The following is a 17,640-nucleotide window of genomic DNA, read 5'->3' on the forward strand; positions in this document are numbered from 1 at the left end:
CCGATATTATTAAGCATAAATATGGAAGATAGCGAATGCCGCAACTTAACCGATGAGGTCTTGGGTTTTGTTGACGTATCCTGGAGGTGGCACAGCAAATAATGTGCCCGTTTATGCTAGTGGCGTGCCAGCTACATCCGGCAATTGATACACTAAAAGCCAATGATTAAATCTCCCAATCAAGAACATCAATCTACCTCCTCTGTTCGCAAACGTCTATGGTTGCTGGTGTTGAGCCGTGGTGGTATTGCCTTGGGCGGTTTTTTACTAGTAGGAATTGTCACTGGGGCTTGGCGATTATGGACTTTTGTCCAAAAAGATTTAACGCCATTAGCACAAAAAAGTCTCACGACTACGCTCAACCGCCCGGTACAACTGGGAAAAGTGACAGGATTTTCCCTTACAGGAGTGCGGTTTGGGGCTTCGGCTATCCCCGCAACAGCCACAGATCCAGATCAAGCCGTAGTTGAATCAGTAGAGGTGGGTTTTGACCCATTGCTGTTAATCTTTGACCGCCAACTGAAGCTAGATGTCACCTTAGTTAACCCTAATGTTTATATTGAACAGGATACTCAAGGGCGCTGGATTACTACTAAAATAGCGCCACAAGGTAAAGGCGGCGTCATTAAAACCAACTTAGATAACCTGCGATTTCGCAATGGCAAGTTGGTATTAATGCCACAGAAGAGGACTAAAGAAGACGCGGGGACGCGGGGACGCGGGGACGAGAAGAGGACTAAAGAAGACGCGGGGACGCGGGGACAGGGGGACGCGGTGAAATTTTCATTCTCCTCGTCCCCTCGTCTTTCTGTCTCCGCGTCCTCTTCTTTAGTAGCCTTTTCTGTGGTCAATGGCACTGCTAAGCTGATAGATAACAACCAGCGGATTAAGTTTGATGTAGCAGGCCAACCTGATAGGGGTGGTAATATCTCTGTGCAAGGAGAAACCCTTGCTAGGGTACTAGCAGGTACTTTACAGGTGCGAGGGCAAGGTTTACTGGCTTCTGATGTTACTCGCTTGATCAAGTTACCGCTGAGTTTACAGGCGGGTCGAGTAGATGGGGACTTGCAAATCCGGTTGACACCAAAGCAGCCAACTTTGTTATTTGGGAATGCGAATTTACAAGGGGTAACTATTCAGATACCCCGTTTACCACAACTGTTGAGCAATTCCCAAGGAAACATCCGCTTCTGGGGAACGCAATTACAGCTAGATAATGCTATTACTAACTACGGCAAAGTTCCCGTTACGGCTACGGGCATTATTGATACTCAAGCTGGCTATAAGTTAGCAGGGCGAATCAATGCGGTGAGCGTGGCCACAGCCGCCCAGACGCTAAAATTCAAATTACCTTTACCGACAGTTGGAGAAGTCAAAGCAGATTTACAACTGGTGGGGCCAGCTACTAAGCCGATTCTCTCTGGTACGGTTACTACCATCAAAACTGCACGAATTGATAAAGTTGATTTTAAGAGTGTCAGTAGTAAGTTTAATTTTATTACTAGTGCTTCAGTAATTAAACTGAGTGAGATTCAAGGTATATCTACGGTTGGTGGTGAAATTACAGGCGCTGGTACAATCCAAGTTGGTAAAGCTCCCCGCGTGGATTTGAATTTTGCAGCCAAGAATGTTCCTGGGGATGCGATCGCCAAACTTTATAACACAGCACCCAATTTTACAATCGGCAATGTCTCAGGGACAGCTCAATTAACTGGCGCTGCTAATAATGTGCAAACTGTGGTAAAATGGCAAGCCCCAAATGCAGCCTATCCTGGGACAGGTGAAGTGGCGATCGCCCCAAATCGGACTGTCAATTTCCGCAATGTCGCCCTCAATGTCGGCGGTGGTGTAGTACAGGGATTTGGCAGTTTTGCCAATCAACGTTGGCAAGCCGTTGCTAATGTCTCTGGCGTCAAATTAACACCCTTTATCAACCCCAATCAATTGCAAAATGTCTCCTTGGCAGGGGCGCGATTTAACGGTCGTCTACTTCTGTTGGGAACCTCAGCACCTTTTCAAATAGCCACAGTTCGCACCGAAGGCGCAAAAGTACAAGTTGCTGGCGGTACAATTGCAATTTCCAATGTCCAACTACAAGACCAAAGCTTTTCGGCCAAATTAGTGGCCAATGGCGTGAGGCTAGCGCAGATATTCAAGCAATCTCCCCCAGCCTTACGTCAGCCATTGACGGGTACATTCCAAGTAGCAGGTAACAGAAATAATTTCAGCCTGAAAACCCTGCGTGGTAACGGCCAGGCCAGTCTGGCATTCGCTGGTGGTACACTCACAGCGGCAAATATCCAAGTAGCAGATGGCTTCTTCCAAGCGCAACTCAAAGCTAATAACGTTAATGTCCAAGAATTAGCATCTACTCCCCGACAATTTCAAGGCAAATTAACAGGTCAAGCAAACGTGGCTGGGTCTGTTGAATCCTTCCGACCGCAAACCATCCAAGCCAAAGGACAAGCACAGATTCAGGTTGGAGGTGGTATAATTACAGCCTCCAACATCCAACTGGCAAATGGTCGCTATCAAGCCCAAGTCCAAACAAAGAACGTACCCTTACAGCAATTGGCAGCAGTACCACCGCAATTTCAAGGTGGGTTAACTAGTCAATTCAACATTGCAGGTACAGTTGGCGCTTTCAATCCGCAAACCATTCAAGCCAGTGGTCAAGCACATCTGAATCTTGCAGGTGGTACAGTCACAGCTTCTAACATCCAATTAGCTACTGGTCGTTATCAAGCGATTGTGGATGCTTCAGGTGTGCAACTCAATCAGTTAAATCAGCGATTGCGGGGTCAGTTTGGTGGTAAGCTGCAACTGGTTGGCATCCTGGGGTCATCTAGATTAGCTGATGTGCGTGCCGCAGGTCAGGTACAGTTATCTCAAGGGCTACCTGGTGTAGAGCGACCTTTGAATGCTGCGATCGCTTGGAATGGTGAAAAGCTATCTATTGAACGAGCCACTGCCCCAGGGTTAAATGTCAGTGGTGATATATTAGCCAACGCCCAACAACCAGGCATTCCCGAAATTACATCGCTAAATCTCAACGTCCAAGCCCAAAATTACAATCTGCGTCAGTTACCCATCAATTTGCCGAATCAGCTGGCGTTGACAGGGAACGCAGATTTTAACGGTCAAATCACTGGCAAGCTACCTTTACCAAATGTCACAGGGCAAATCCAGTTACGAAACTTAGTAGTGCAAGACTTCGCTTTTGAGCCATTGTTAAGTGGAACTATCCAGTCTGCACAGGGACGTGGTTTAAATTTAGACTTAGCAGGTACAAGCGATCGCCTTGCCTTTAACCTCGATGCCAATAATCGCCCCCAATCGTTTTTAATCAAGTGGCAACAGGCATTAGCCACAGGTCAAAACCAAGGTGATAATTGGGCACTGCAAGTAGCAAATTTTCCTCTGCAAGTATTAAATTTGACTGCTCCTGCAAATCTGCGTTTGGGTACTGGTAGAGTCGCTGGGTTATTGACAGGAGACTTAATCTTTAATCAAAATACATTAGCAGCTAACGGGAATTTAGCGATCGCCAAGCCGCGAATTGGCCGGATCATAGGCGATCGTTTAACCGCTCAATTTCGCTACGGCAATGGCACAACTAGCGTCACCAGTAGCGAATTTGTTAAAGGCAACAGTAGCTATGCCTTTGCGGGTAATTTTGGTCAAACCTCACAAGGGCCACTATTGCAAGGTAAACTCAACGTCAACCAAGGCAACATCCAAGATGTCTTGACAGTAGCACAGATATTTGAATTACAAGATTTTCAACGCGGTTCAGCCAAGCCAACCTACGGTACAGCAGCGGATTTAAACACCTACTCTCAAGGATTACAAAATCAGCCTCTGTTGAATCAACTCCAACGCTTCGCTGAAATTGACGCCCTACTAGCACAGCAAGAACAACAGCGACTTGAAGCCTCGCCAGCACCAGACTTAGCATACTTAAAAGGAACCTTCAACGGCGAAGTATCTATAGATACTGCTACCGCCAACGGACTGGCAGTGCAATTTAATTTTAATGGTCAAAACTTTACCTGGGGTAAAAAAGAAGAACCCAGTCGTTTTTATAATGCTGATCAAGTGATTGCTCAAGGCAACTTTGAAAATGGTGTTTTGAGATTACAACCTTTACGAATTGAGTCACAGAATAGACTACTGGCTTTCACAGGTAACATTGGTGGTAATGAACAGTCTGGTCAATTGCGGGTGAATAATTTTCCCCTAGAGATAGTAAATAATTTCGCCAAGCTGCCAGTTCCCATTACAGGTAATCTTGACGGTACAGCAGCGTTAGCAGGTAGTGTTGCTAATCCACAAGCTAGAGGTGAATTGCAAATCACCGAAGGAACACTGAATAATAAAGCAATCAAATCAGCAACAGCAAGTTTCAGCTATGCTAATGGCCGTTTGAACTTTGGTAGTAATGTCTCAGTTGCTGGCCCAGAACCGGTAAATATTATTGGTAGCATACCCTATCAATTACCTTTTGCGACTGTAACACCAGATAATGAGCAAATCAGTCTTGATGTGAAGGTAGAAAATGAGGGATTGACGTTATTAAATTTGTTAAATAACCAAGTAGCCTTCGAGGGTGGTAAAGGACAAGTGGACTTGAAGGTGCGCGGAACGAAACAGCGACCGGAGGTAAACGGAATCATCACAGTCAACAATGCTATTTTTTCAGCTCAAGCTTTACCAGGGAAGCTCAAAGATGTTACAGGTAAGGTACAGTTTGATTTTGACCGCATCTTGGTAGCAGGTCTTCAAGGCAGATTTAGCCGGGGTAAGGTAGAGGCCGCTGGCGAAATTCCTATTTTCGACAACGAAACAGCCATCACTAATCCTTTAACTGTTAGCCTCGATCAGTTAGTGTTGAATCTCAAGGGACTTTACCAAGGAGGTGCTAGTGGCAATTTACAGATTACTGGTTCCGCTCTTACTCCTAAAGTCGGCGGCAAAGTAAATTTATTTGATGGTAAGGTGTTACTGGCAGAATCTACCAACACCAATCAAGCTGCAAATAGTAACAGCCTCAATCTATCAACAAAAGCTAATAAACAGAGCAAACCTGAACTAGGAAATACCGTTGCTAGATTTAATCAACTACAACTAGAACTAGGTAAAAACGTCCAAATTACCCGTCCGCCTATTCTTAGCTTCCGTGCCACTGGCAACCTAACAGTTAATGGTTCCTTTGCTGACCCAATACCCGATGGTACTATCCGACTACAGCAAGGTGACGTAAATTTATTTACCACTCGCTTTAGCCTTGCTCGTGGATATGAGCATACCGCAACCTTTAGAGCCAATGCTAATCAACCCCGCGATCCCGATTTAGATATCCGGTTATTTGCTAAGGTCTTAGACGTAGTTCAAAGTAGCGATTTCAGCCGAACAACCTCTACAGGGTTAGCAGCTTTAGAGACTGTGCGCGTCGAAGCCAATATCAAAGGCCCCGCCAGCAAACTCAACGAAAATCTCCAACTAACCAGCAGTCCCTCACGTGGGGAAACAGAAATTGTGGCACTGTTGGGTGGTGGATTTGTAGACACTCAAGGACGTGGTGACAGTACTTTGGGTTTAATTAATATTGCAGGTTCCGCTGTATTTAATAACTTTCAAACAGCTTTTACTCAGATTGGCAACGCTTTTGGCTTAAGCGAACTGCGTGTGTTTCCCACAGTGATCTCGGAGAATCCCGAAGCAGGAAAGAGTAATTCCAGTATAGAATTGGCAGCAGAGGCAGGAGTTGATATTTCTACCAAAATATCTGTGTCTAGCATCAAGATTTTAACAGCTAATGACCCTTTTCAGTGGGGTATAAATTATCGCATTAATGATGAGTTTCGCATCCGGGCTTCCACTAACTTAGAGGATGACAGCCGTGCCATAGTTGAGTATCAAACGCGATTTTAATTTATGAAAACTTGCTTGCAAGTGACACGAAAGAATCCTTGTATTGTAGCGTAGTGGAACGACACAGCTGCCTTAAAAATAGGGAGTGGGGAGTAGGGAGTAGGGAGTAGGGAAGAAATATTTTTATAAAGTGGTCACTGAGCATAGTCGAAGTGTAGGTGATATCATGTCCGGCTAATCACTTATCATAAAAATTTCTCCCTTCCGCGTCTCCCTATCTCCGCGTCAGCCAAATCATAAGTCTTTAAACGGACATGATATGATTTAGTTTCCCCTGTTCCTTTTTATGGTTGCTTAGGATTGGTGTCGCCACTGATAATTGCTTGGAGAATGTTTGCTAGTAATGAAAAAGTTGCTGCAACTAAAATCACTAGCATTAAACTAGCAAGGGCAGCAAAAGGAGAGAAGATGAACAATACTAAGAACGCAAATATCAAAATTGTTAGTAGTGTTTTATTCGTGTTTTTTGCCTTGATGTAGTAGCTATGTTTAAGCTAACTAATATCGCTCAATATCACATCTTACTTAATTCTTCAGAGGGAGTGGTGATGTGGGAGTAGGGAGTAGGGAACCCACGCCTTAAGGCGTGGGATTGAAGTAAGGACGCATTGTGCCTCGTTGCAAGCAATCTCAGCACAAATCTTTTCCTAACAGTGGGCTTTATACCCACAAAAGACAGTTTTTAATGTTTTTGTATCCCTACTCCCTACTCCCTACTCCCTACTCCCTAATCCCTGTTTTGGTCAATTATTTGATATAGAGTATCACGTTGTTGGTAAGGTCGTTTTATGGAAGCGATCGCAGTTTGTAGGGTTTCTACTTCCATGCATGTACCACCTACAGCACCCGCCATTGTAGTGATGTGTTCTTCCATCAATGTACCGCCGATGTCGTTACAACCCCAATTTAAGGCTTCTACTGCACCAGTAAGCCCCAATTTAACCCAACTTTGTTGATGGTTGGGTATCCAGTTTCCTAAGAAAATCCGCGCCACAGCCCCCAATAGCAGCGCATCAGCTAAAATTGGTTGGTCGCGTCCCACACGACGACGTAAGGGTTTGGGCGCTTCTTGACCAACAAAGGGTAATAAGATAAATTCAGTAATACCTGCTGGATATCCGCGTTGGATGGCAGTTTTTTGTAGCGATCGCAATTTTTCTAAATGCTCGATTTGCTGTTGGGAAGTTTCAATATGTCCAGACAGCATGGTACTGGTGGTGTGTAAGCCCAATTTGTGGGCTGTGCTAACAATCTCTAGCCAAGTGGCTGTGTCAATTTTCTCTGGACACAGCACCCTTCGTACTTCGTCATTCAACACTTCTGCTGCTGTCCCAGGCATTGAACCAACGCCGGCATCTCGCAAAGCAGCAATTACATCAGCATACTCCAGTCCATCAATTCTGGCGATAAATTGCACTTCCTGGGGAGAGAAAGCGTGTAAATGTATCTGGGGAAATTCTTGCTTAATGGTTTCTACTAGCTTGAGATAATAAGGCAAGGATTTGCCATTGAGCTGTGCTTGTGGGTTTAATCCTCCTTGCATACAGATTTCTGTTGCACCCCGCTGCACAGCATCTGTTGCCTTCGCTAAGATTTGCGCCCAATCTAGCCAGTATGCACCACTAGCGCCATCGTCTCGCCGGAAAGCACAAAAACTACAGTGCTGCTCACAAATATTAGTAAAATTAATGTTGCGATTAATTACGTAAGTAACTGGATCACCAACTTGAGTGTAGCGGAGTTTGTCAGCTGTGGCGCGAATTGCGGCGATCGCCTCTGGAGCAGTTTGTTCTAACAACACCACCCCTTCTGTGGGCATCAAATCACACCCCATCAAGGCACGATCAAGAATATGATTAATAGTTATAGTAACCACAGTTTATTTAAATACAAACCACTATTAAAGATCCTAAATGATTTTGCGTCTTTGCGCGGCAGTTGCTACAACTCTCTCGACCAGAGCAAGGCAGTGGCTCCTCAACTTAGATCTTGCACCTGCCCAATCTCCCGCCAGAGAATAAATTCTCGCTCTTATTAGGTCAAGTCCACTTAAGTGGACTAAAATCTCTGCTTTTTGTGAGATTTAGTCCTCTTGAGAGGACTTTTGCTATTAGCCATAGGTTTCTAACCTATGGCGGTTTTTGGGACTGGTGCAAGATATCAGTCAACGCACTGCCTTGCCTTTGCGCGAAATAAAAACTCCACTCAGGGCACACTCTTAGTTTCTAGCCGCCATAACCTCCTATTTTGATCAACAGCAGTTAGCTTGTATTTGCCCTCCAAATCAGACTTAAATTGCTTAGAAGGATTAAATAAAAATACATCACTGAAACTGTCAGGAATATTTGGTATGGCTGGTTCAATTACCAATTGCATCTGCACTTGAGGATTTAGCAGATGGCTAAGAGACATTAAATCTCCAATATTTAATGAATAAGGACTACTAACTAATACTGGTTTGATAGCCTGGTTAATAATGTGGGCTATTTGATAACTGGCATGACCACCTTTAGTCCACCATGTCTGAGCTTGAAAACTAATTGCACAAGATAAAATTCCTGTGGAAATTATTCCTACCATTACCAATTGCCAAAATTTCCGCATTAGTAATTTCGGTAAAATAATTTGCACTGATAACAAATAAGCAATAGCTATTTGAACACCTAAATAACATGGAATCACATATCTAGCTCGTAAACTCAGCTTACCTCCAATAATTAAATCAGGTAATATGAGAGCTAAAGCAGGTAGTCCACTTAATAGGAAAACAAATAACCAAACTCTTTGTCTTGTATGGCGATAAATAAATATAAAGGAATATACGACTAAAATTAATATTAATGGAATTAAGAATCTACCCCAGCGCAAAATCGGTAAACTTAACTCAGGATAATATGGTTCATAGCGCCAAAAATCACCAAATAAACAACTAAGATTAACCATCCAACCTGAAACTAAAGCTGATATCGATTGTCTTGTTTGGGCGCTGGCTGTTGTCCGATCAATTTCAGATGAATGATTAATAATAATTAAAATCCAAGGTACAAAAGCAAGAATGCCTGTGCTGGTTGCAACTAAATAATATTTAACTGTTTTGGTGAATCGCAAGCGTTCAATGATAAATACATAAATACCGTGAGCGATCGCTAGCAATCCAGAAAATAAAAACGTATATAATCCCAACACTACTGTAACTGCATAAATTCCCCACAATCGCTTACTTTGCAGTCGTATTGCTCGTAGCAGTACAGCGCTACTGAGCAAAATTATTAATGTCCACAAACTAAACTGTCTTGCTTCTTGAGCATACAGCACATGAAAGGGTGAAACTGTCAAAAATATGACGCTCATCCATGCTGTTATGGATGACTGAAATAACTCTATACACAACCAATAAATGCCAACAAAGGCTAGTAAACCAATAATCGCTGATAAGCTTCTTGTCGCTGCTACTGAATTGCCAAAAACTTGCGTCCAGAATCTTACTAATACGTAATAAAGTGGAGGGTGTTGTGGTTCTTCCACTGCCAAAGAATTGATTGTATTAATGACAGTTTTTTCCGAATTGGGACGCTGGTATTTTTGTATAGATTCCACAGAAACTATGCGACCATGGAAAATTTGTTGTACAAATTCCCTTTTAGTGTAACCAGAAATCCGTAATGAGGTATGAGATTCATCATGCCAGTAAACTTTTCGATCAAGATTCACAAACCGGAAGAATATTCCTAGTGTTAATAAAACAATTATTAAAAATTGCAGCCAAGTTGGAATAAAACTTTCGGCATTTTTTGATTTTCTATCTATCATAGATAAACCCTAACAATGTGGTTTTTATTTTGTTATAAAATATACCTTGAAATTACATATTCAACTTGCCAAACTGCAATAATCAATTAGCGATCGCTATAAATAAAATTTAAATTCTGTTAATACAAAATTCATTTATTGTATGCTATTTTAATATGGATACCGTCAAAAAGCATTTAATAAAAAATTTGAACTAAACGGGATTACTATTACATAAAAAATCCAGTTTAAAGTTCACACAACTAATGCTAAACAGTGACTAAATATTGATAAATTTCCACTGTGACACAATCTTCGTAAACACAAAACAACCAAGCCAAAGTATAAAAATACACGATACATCAAGGTATATACTATTCAATTAAACATTAACTTTTGCACTTTCTCTGCTGCTATTCGCAATTTACTGTATGAATGTCAACTCACCCAACTCACTGTTAACAGTTCCAACTGGTCAGTTAAAAATTCCTGAATTGCCCCCTACTAGCGTGAGTGTGGGTAGTAAAACCATCCTTCTTTCTCTGGTGATTCCCACTTATAAAGAGCGTGACAATATTAAGAATGTTGTCAAAACATTGAGTCAACTGCTAGATGAATCGATCCCCAGAGATTATGAATTGATTGTGGTTGACGATGATAGCCCAGACCGTACTTGGGAAGTCGCACAATCTTTGATCGGAAAATACCCGCAATTGCGGGTGATGCGACGCCAGCAGGAGAGGGGATTGTCCTCAGCAGTGATTCGCGGGTGGCAGGTAGCAAGGGGAAGTGTATTAGGGGTAATTGATGGGGATTTGCAGCACCCACCAGAGGTATTGACACAACTGTTTACCGCCATTGAAAGAGGAGCAGATTTAGCAGTCGCCAGCCGTCATGTTGATGGAGGCGGAGTTAGCAGTTGGAGTATTGTCAGGCGTTTTTTGTCACGTGGCGCTCAAGTGTTGGGATTGATTATCTTGCCTGGGGTAGTTGGTAGAGTTTCCGATCCGATGAGTGGTTATTTTATGGTGCGTCGGAGCGCGATCGCAGGTACAATACTTCACCCAGTAGGATACAAAATCCTCCTAGAATTAATTGGGCGGGGGAGAATAGGCGAAATTGCGGAAGTTGGTTATGTATTCTGTGAACGCCAGGAAGGTGAAAGTAAAGTGACATGGAAACAGTATGTAGAATACATCCACCACTTATTACGGCTGCGGCTGTCTACAGGATTGCTGGGAAAGTTTAGTAATCGTACACGCTTCCCCATTGGTAGGTTTATCCGCTTTGGGTTGGTGGGTTTTAGTGGTGTGTTTGTCGATTTGACTGTGTTTCGCCTGCTACGTACCGTGATTCACTTGGGTTTAACTCGCAGTACAATTTTTTCTGCGGAAGTGGCGATCGTCAATAATTTTCTGTGGAATGATTTGTGGACTTTTGGGGATATTTCCAAACGGCAACAAGAACCCCACCAACGTCTCAAGCGCTTCTTGAAGTTCAACGCGATTTGTTTGGCGGGGGTAATTTTACAAACTCTGGTGGTGAATCTTCTTTGTAATGCTTTGGGGATGAACGAGTATTTCGCTAAGCTAATAGCGATCGCAATTGCCACAATCTGGAATTTTTGGCTGAATTTAAAACTCAGCTGGCGAGTCACCGATGTTAAATAATTCGTAATTCGTAATTCGTAATTTAAGTTTTGTAATAGGGATTTGACCCCAACACAAAACTTGGCGGTTATAGAACCGGGCAGGGCAAACGCATCTAAAGTACTGCCGATTATGACCAAAATTAAGAACCAACGAAAAAATCAGGATTTCTCGTTTGATTTACTTTCCAAGATTTAAAGCGATGCCTATGGCAAGCCGCAGAGCGTCTACGCTAAAATCTTTGTCAATAAGCAGGGACTGATGACATTATTTTGAAGTTTATTGAGAATAGACTAGTCTTATTGACATGATGCGGCCGCCCTGTAGAACCGGGGGACTTAAACCCACGGAACTTGTTAAATAGCTTTGGTGTAGGGAGAACGATTTGCATGAATTTTTGTGAGGGTAGGAGTATAGTAGGAAACAGGGAACAGATTTGAAAGTCCCTTTGTGTTTGGGTTTTATGTTCAGTTGATGTCCTAAACTATGCTTCGACTGGTATAGCTTTAATTGTAAGCGATGTCTATCGGCAAGCCGAGTCAGCGTTTACGGTTTTGGTGGGTGATCGCTATTCAATTTTGAAGTTGAAGGGCAAACGGGCGTAAACTCCTTGGGGGTCGTTCATCTTTTGCAAAGTTGCTATTTCTTGTTGCATTTTTTGAAACTCAGCCACGAGGGGGTTATTGGGTGACTTGAGTTCTTTTTCTATTCCTAATGCATTTTCCACCTCTTCGGTAGCCCGACCGAAAAAGCGTTCTCCAAAGGTGCTGGTTCGTGGATACTCTTTTATTTTCCAGTCTTCTCCCAAATTTGCCTGTTTAGCAGCATAAGCGATCGCTGTATCTAAACCGCCAATTTCATCTACTAACCCCAGTTGCTTAGCTGCAACACCAGACCAAATCCTTCCTTGGGCAATCTCGGCAACTTTTTGTTCTGGCAGTTTCCGACCTTGAGAAACTTTATTCAGAAACAGATTGTAAACACGGTTGACACTGCGCTGATAAAGTGCTATCTCTTGGGTCGATTTTGGGCGAGAAGCTGTTTGCAGATCGGCAAATTCAGCGGTTTTCACCGAATCCCAAGTGATACCGTTATCATTCGCCAGCTTTTGTCCATTCACCAGCACACCAAACACGCCAATTGAACCTGTAATTGTATTTGCTTGGGCAAAAATTCGATTGGAGTCGGTGGCTATCCAGTATCCACCAGAGGCGGCGACATCACCCATGGATACCACAACTGGTTTGACTTGACGAGTTAATTTGATTTCTCGCTGGATGGTTTCAGATGCGGTAACGCTACCACCAGGACTGTTAATTCTTAAGACAACAGACTTAATATCATTATCTTGTCGGATTTTATTGAAGATTTTGGCAAAGCGATCGCCGCCGACTTCGCCATCTTCGCCTCTACCATCGACAATTTCACCTTCAGCGTAAACCACAGCAATTTGATTTTTGGATTCACGTTCTACACCCAAGGATTTGCCAGGAACTTGTGCATATTCACTGAGGTTAATTTGTCGGAATGTTTTTTCGTTCTTACCAGTAGCTGTAAATTGCTTGAGGTTAGTCACTACTTGATCGACATATGCGACTTGATCCACCAAACCAGTAGTTTGAGCATTTGGTGCTTCTAGTACTCCTTGAGTATCGGCGATCGCCTGCAATTTTTGAGCATCAATTTTCCGACTTGTGCTTACAGTAGTTCGCCAATCTCCCCACATATCATCCAATAATTTTTGAGTTTGTTCGCGGTTTTCTGGGCTTAGCTTTGTGAGGGTTAAGGTTTCAACAGCTCCTTTAAATTTCCCTACTCTGACAATTTGTACACCAATACCGTATTTCTGCAATGCACCTGCCAAGAATATTGGTTGTGAACTCATACCGTTAACTTCCACTAGACCCAACGGGTTAAGTACAATGGTATCCGCCATTGAACTCAGGTAATATTCACGTTCACCCCAGTTGCCACCATAAGCAATAATCTTTTTGCCAGCAGCACGACATTTTTCCAGTGCTTGACGAATTTCTTTGAGGGAGGCATAGCCAATATTGCTGCTTGCTGTGGTGTGCGATGCATCTAAGTAAATCCCCACAATTCGCGGATCGCGCTGTGCCTTTTCCAGAGTTTCTATAACTTTGCGGAGTGTCATTCTCTGCTCATCTGCACCTGAGAATGTGCTTTGAAACACTTCATTGGCACTGGGTTCGCCATCGGTAATTTTCATTGATAAGTCAAAAACCAGCATTGACTTGTCTTTCACTTCTGGCCCAACATTTTTAGAAGAACTGGCAGCTATGATCAGTAATAACAGTCCAAAGGTTCCCACACTGGAGAAAATAATCAGTCCTAGTAAGCTGCCAATTAAGCTAGCAAAAGTTTGTTTAAGAAAGTTACGCATAAGTTAAGAGTCATTGGTCATTGGTCATTAGTCATTAGTCATTGGTCATTTACAAAGGACGAAGCGCAAAGTCTGAGCGAATGTTTCCTCCGCTCAGACTTTGTAACAGAGGACAAAGGACAAATGACTAGGGTCTACTTAACTATTGTATGCGTTGTAAACTGCCAGAATGCTTGAACTGAGACAAGGTTGCGTTACCAGTACAAAATAATACTGTAGTAATTTCAGCAATTAATACCTCAGTTAGTTCAGACACTGCTGTTTCTGATACCGCTGCTGCTTGCAGAAAAGGCATAGCGAAACCAGCGATATCTGCACCTAAAGCGATCGCCATTGCTGCATCCAAACCATGACGCAACCCTCCCGAAGCAATTAAAGGCACATCCGGTGCTAGCGATCGAATACTCGTAATGCACTCTGCCGTGGGTAAACCCCAGTCGGTAAACGTCCTCCCCAAACGGCGTTGCAAGAAGTTTTCTGCACGTTCGCTTTCTACCTTTGCCCACGAAGTACCACCCGCACCAGCGACATCAATAGCCCTCACTCCAGCGGCTATCAGTTTCTGGGCCATTACTGCGGAAATGCCATTACCTACTTCTTTAGCAATTACCGGGACTGGTAATTTGCTGCATAAAACGGCGATTTTGTCAAGTAATCCCCGAAAATTCACATCACCTCGCGGTTGAATGCACTCTTGCAACGGGTTGAGGTGCAAAATTAAGGCATCAGCTTCTAGGATATCGATAATTCGTAGACATTCATCTAAGCCGTACTTATAGTTAAGTTGCACAGCACCCAAGTTAGCAAATAGAAGCACATCGGGAGCGTACTTACGGATAGCGAAGGTATCAGCTACTTGAGGTTTTTCCACCGCAACTCGCTGAGAACCAACACCCATAGCAATTTTGTAGTGTTGCGCGGCTTCTGCTAGACGTTGGTTAATCATTCCCGCTTGTGCTGTACCGCCAGTCATGGAAGAGATTAACAAAGGTGCATTTAGGTGTTTACCTAAGAAAGTCGTACTAATATCAATATCGTTGCGGTCTAATTCAGGTAAGCAACAATGAGTAAAACGATAGTGTTCTAGCCCATTAGTTGTTTGATGAAATCGAACATCCTCTTCTAAGCAGATCCGAATATGATCGGCTTTACGAGTTTGGGTTTGTGCAGAGATGTTGTTAGGGACGTTCACTGGTAGGTGTGAATTAAAGCAGTTGGCATCACTATTTTTACAGCCTCTGGCATTGTTTGGCACGGAATTGGGGAACTCGGGGCCCTCGCTCCCGGAGGGAGTGGGGATTAGGGGTAATGGGGAATTGATTATCTACCCTGCTCCCTGCCCCCACACTGAATCTTTAGCAGTTCTTTTGAGGTTGAGTATATGATTATTGATAATGACTTCTATCCTTTTTCACCCTGAACTAAATATTTAATTAGTTTCATGAAAAAATTAATTTCAACTATTGTAGTAATTATTTGCTCTGTTGGAATTGTAAGTTGTAGCAGTTCACAAACGGATATCTTAAGTAAAACTTCAATAAACACAACTCAATCACCTAAGAATCAATCTACACAGAAAACTCCCAGTTTTACATCTGGTACATCTCAGAAAATTGCTACCAAACAACCAAAAACTGGCACAGTTAAAGAGATGGTAAACGGTGACATTATGTGCTACGTCACTTTAGTAGATGAAACTGGAAGGGAACATAATGTAGGTGCATCGTTTGAAATCTGTGAAAAACAAGACGCTTTTTTAAACAAGAAAGTACGCGCTTTTTATGAAATCGCATCAGTTAATGATTGTCAAAGTGCTGAACCTTGTGGCAAAACTCGCAAAGAATCTTTAATTACAAAATTGGAAATTTTGCATTAAATTATAAGCTTTTTTAATGTTTAATACAAAGACACCCAAAGATCAGAAGTTAACGATAGCTACGAAAGGAATTATGTAGGCGCTGAATGATCGGTATGGCGGCAGGATTCTGCTCACTATAAAAGCTGATAATACTAACAGTCTCTTTGTTTCCATGACGGACAAGAGTTAATATTGATTTACCTTCTATGCCGGAAATCCATGCTCTAAATGCCTCTTTACCACCAATAAATATTTTACCAAATTTGGTGATTTTTTCGTCTTGATTGTCGTTTCTACTCTGGATTACTTTCTGAATGCTAGTTTCTAGAGATTCAGGATTAATTTGAATATCAGTTTTAATCAAATTTGGAGGCAATTCTCCACTACCGATTTTTGATGGTTTTAAGTTGGTGATAATTACTAATTCTCTAGGAGTTGTATTTGGAGGGTTGGTTGTATGTTGAATAAACCATCTCGCCGGATATGAAACTGAAAACTCATTCGGGAGATTAAAGGTTTTAAATTTACTGACATTTTCAGCAATTACAGGTTTGATTATCGGCACTATAGCAGTTGATGAAAATACATTAAATGTTACTATTGTAGGTAACAATAATATAGCTAAAAGCTTGAGTTTCATCTTTAAACCTATTGATATCTTTTTGTACTTATTGATGTTAATCAGAAGTTGCTCCTTCTAGCCAAATTTCTACATCATCTGCTAACAATTTTTGTGCTGCTTCTAGCATTGATGTTGCTATGTCTTTAAGGTCTTCTCGATTATTTAAATATGTTTTCAATGCTTCCATTGGGTCAATGCTGTTACTCGCACTCAATTCGGGGATGCGGGGTCGAGCTAATTGACTCAGTAATTCTGCTTGAATAGTATAAGTATGGGCTGATTTTAAAGCAGCATGTAGAGAGGCACTATCAATTAAATCCATCTGTTCAGAACGGAGTTTGTAGATTAGCCGTACTACAGAATCTTCAATGTCATGTTTAGCGATCGCTTTCATTAAAGCAGTTTGTGGTTCATCTGCTTTCGATACATCCACCTCAATTGTACGAAAAGACCGGACTGGTAAAGAACAAAATTCCCACTGAGCGCTACCAGGCTCCAATTCTATCATCACATAACCTTTGTCTTCTTTTTCTTCGCTAAAATCTACTCGCTCAATACTCCCTGGATAAATTATCGGCGGGTTATTAGCTTTATTCAGGTTTTGATGACGATGGACGTGTCCTAGCGCTACATAATCAAAACAAGGCCGCGTCAGCAAAGATAGAGGTAGAGTAAAGCCTTTTCCCACTGCTAAAAGACGTTCTGCTCCTAAAGTAGCATTGTCAGCCATCAAATGAGCTAAAAGTACAGTAGGTATATCGGGGTCAAGACGACGAATTTCTGCTTCTAGGACAACTTGCAAGCGTTCCGTTAACATTTGGCTAACGTCTGCAAGAGACATACTCTCTGTCTCTTGGCGCGTCATCAGCGTTGAACGAGTCAACCACGGTAGTGTAATTACCTGCACTTTACCATTGCGGGTTGGAATGTGGTGGGTGGTTAATGTATCTCCCACAATAAACCCCGGGACTCCCAAAGTGCGGTAAATACATAAACTTGCTCCTCCCAACCCTTGAGAATGTTGGTCGTGGTTTCCTACCAACAACACTGTGGGAATCTTCGCATCCACAAGCCGACGAAACTGGCTGGCAAAAGCTTCTTGGACATAAGGCGGCGGTGTCGCATCCGGGAAAGCATCGCCGCCAAATATCACTAGGTCTACAGCATCTGCTAACGCTCGGTCAATACACAAAGATAATGTCTTGACAAAATCTTCTAATCGTGTATTCAATCCTGTCGCGGGATTAATTCGTCCGTGGGAAAAACCACTTCCCATGTGGATGTCGGAAAGGTGAAGGATTTTGATCATATTTGTCCTTTGTGGTTAGTCATTTGTCCTTTGTCTAAATACTAATGACAAATGACTAACGACTACTGAACATAT

General features: G+C 42.5%; 10 protein-coding genes. 3 read left to right on the top strand and 7 right to left on the bottom strand.

The features are described 5' to 3' along the window. The first annotated feature begins 162 nt into the window (after window positions 1-162). On the top strand, window positions 163-5,934 hold the full coding sequence (locus AC5JMF_RS04080; protein WP_495794443.1) for a translocation/assembly module TamB domain-containing protein: 5,772 nt from the start codon (window positions 163-165) through the stop codon (window positions 5,932-5,934). A 284-nt stretch (window positions 5,935-6,218) separates the two neighbouring features. On the opposite strand, the gene AC5JMF_RS04085 is transcribed toward AC5JMF_RS04080, so the two are convergent. The 3 genes from AC5JMF_RS04085 to AC5JMF_RS04095 form a co-directional block, all read right to left on the bottom strand. After that, entirely contained in the window at window positions 6,219-6,371 is a 153-nt protein-coding gene (locus AC5JMF_RS04085) for a hypothetical protein (RefSeq protein ID WP_495794444.1), read from the bottom strand. A 290-nt stretch (window positions 6,372-6,661) separates the two neighbouring features. After that, window positions 6,662-7,810, bottom strand: coding sequence for a 7,8-didemethyl-8-hydroxy-5-deazariboflavin synthase subunit CofH (gene cofH / locus AC5JMF_RS04090; RefSeq protein WP_495794445.1), 1,149 nt, complete (start codon window positions 7,808-7,810; stop codon window positions 6,662-6,664). 329 nt (window positions 7,811-8,139) lie between these two features. Beyond that, complete coding sequence (locus AC5JMF_RS04095) at window positions 8,140-9,744, bottom strand: glycosyltransferase family 39 protein (protein ID WP_495794446.1); 1,605 nt, start codon at window positions 9,742-9,744, stop codon at window positions 8,140-8,142. A 410-nt stretch (window positions 9,745-10,154) separates the two neighbouring features. On the opposite strand from AC5JMF_RS04095, the gene AC5JMF_RS04100 reads away from it, so the two are divergent. Further along, window positions 10,155-11,393, top strand: coding sequence for a glycosyltransferase (locus tag AC5JMF_RS04100; protein ID WP_495794447.1), 1,239 nt, complete (start codon window positions 10,155-10,157; stop codon window positions 11,391-11,393). 547 nt (window positions 11,394-11,940) lie between these two features. Here the strand turns inward: AC5JMF_RS04100 and sppA are convergent. Together sppA and fni are read right to left on the bottom strand one after the other, a co-directional pair. Further along, window positions 11,941-13,776: a signal peptide peptidase SppA gene (gene sppA / locus AC5JMF_RS04105; protein WP_495794448.1), complete on the bottom strand. Its 1,836-nt coding sequence runs from the start codon at window positions 13,774-13,776 to the stop codon at window positions 11,941-11,943. Window positions 13,777-13,918: 142 nt separating this feature from the next. Continuing rightward, on the bottom strand, window positions 13,919-14,968 hold the full coding sequence (gene fni, locus AC5JMF_RS04110; protein ID WP_495794476.1) for a type 2 isopentenyl-diphosphate Delta-isomerase: 1,050 nt from the start codon (window positions 14,966-14,968) through the stop codon (window positions 13,919-13,921). 249 nt (window positions 14,969-15,217) lie between these two features. Here fni and AC5JMF_RS04115 point away from each other — a divergent pair, with 249 nt between their 5' ends. After that, window positions 15,218-15,652 carry a hypothetical protein gene (locus tag AC5JMF_RS04115; RefSeq protein ID WP_495794449.1) on the top strand — a complete coding sequence of 145 codons (435 nt, stop codon included), beginning with the start codon at window positions 15,218-15,220 and terminating at the stop codon, window positions 15,650-15,652. A gap of 49 nt (window positions 15,653-15,701) precedes the next feature. On the opposite strand, the gene AC5JMF_RS04120 is transcribed toward AC5JMF_RS04115, so the two are convergent. Next, window positions 15,702-16,199, bottom strand: a complete 498-nt coding sequence (locus tag AC5JMF_RS04120; protein WP_495794450.1) for a hypothetical protein — start codon at window positions 16,197-16,199, stop codon at window positions 15,702-15,704. Between the two features lie 112 nt (window positions 16,200-16,311). Beyond that, window positions 16,312-17,565, bottom strand: a complete 1,254-nt coding sequence (sbcD, locus tag AC5JMF_RS04125) for an exonuclease subunit SbcD (protein WP_495794451.1) — start codon at window positions 17,563-17,565, stop codon at window positions 16,312-16,314. Window positions 17,566-17,640: the final 75 nt, after the last annotated feature.

It is taken from the genome of Desmonostoc vinosum (assembly GCF_059505385.1).

Bases quoted from the DNA above. Each gene is read 5' to 3' on its own strand.
- AC5JMF_RS04115 (WP_495794449.1), top strand. From the start codon at position 15,218: ATGAAAAAATTAATTTCAACTATTGTAGTAATTATTTGCTCTGTTGGA.
- AC5JMF_RS04100 (WP_495794447.1), top strand. From the start codon at position 10,155: ATGAATGTCAACTCACCCAACTCACTGTTAACAGTTCCAACTGGTCAG.
- AC5JMF_RS04095 (WP_495794446.1), bottom strand. From the start codon at position 9,744: ATGATAGATAGAAAATCAAAAAATGCCGAAAGTTTTATTCCAACTTGG.
- AC5JMF_RS04080 (WP_495794443.1), top strand. From the start codon at position 163: ATGATTAAATCTCCCAATCAAGAACATCAATCTACCTCCTCTGTTCGC.
- sbcD (WP_495794451.1), bottom strand. From the start codon at position 17,565: ATGATCAAAATCCTTCACCTTTCCGACATCCACATGGGAAGTGGTTTT.
- sppA (WP_495794448.1), bottom strand. From the start codon at position 13,776: ATGCGTAACTTTCTTAAACAAACTTTTGCTAGCTTAATTGGCAGCTTA.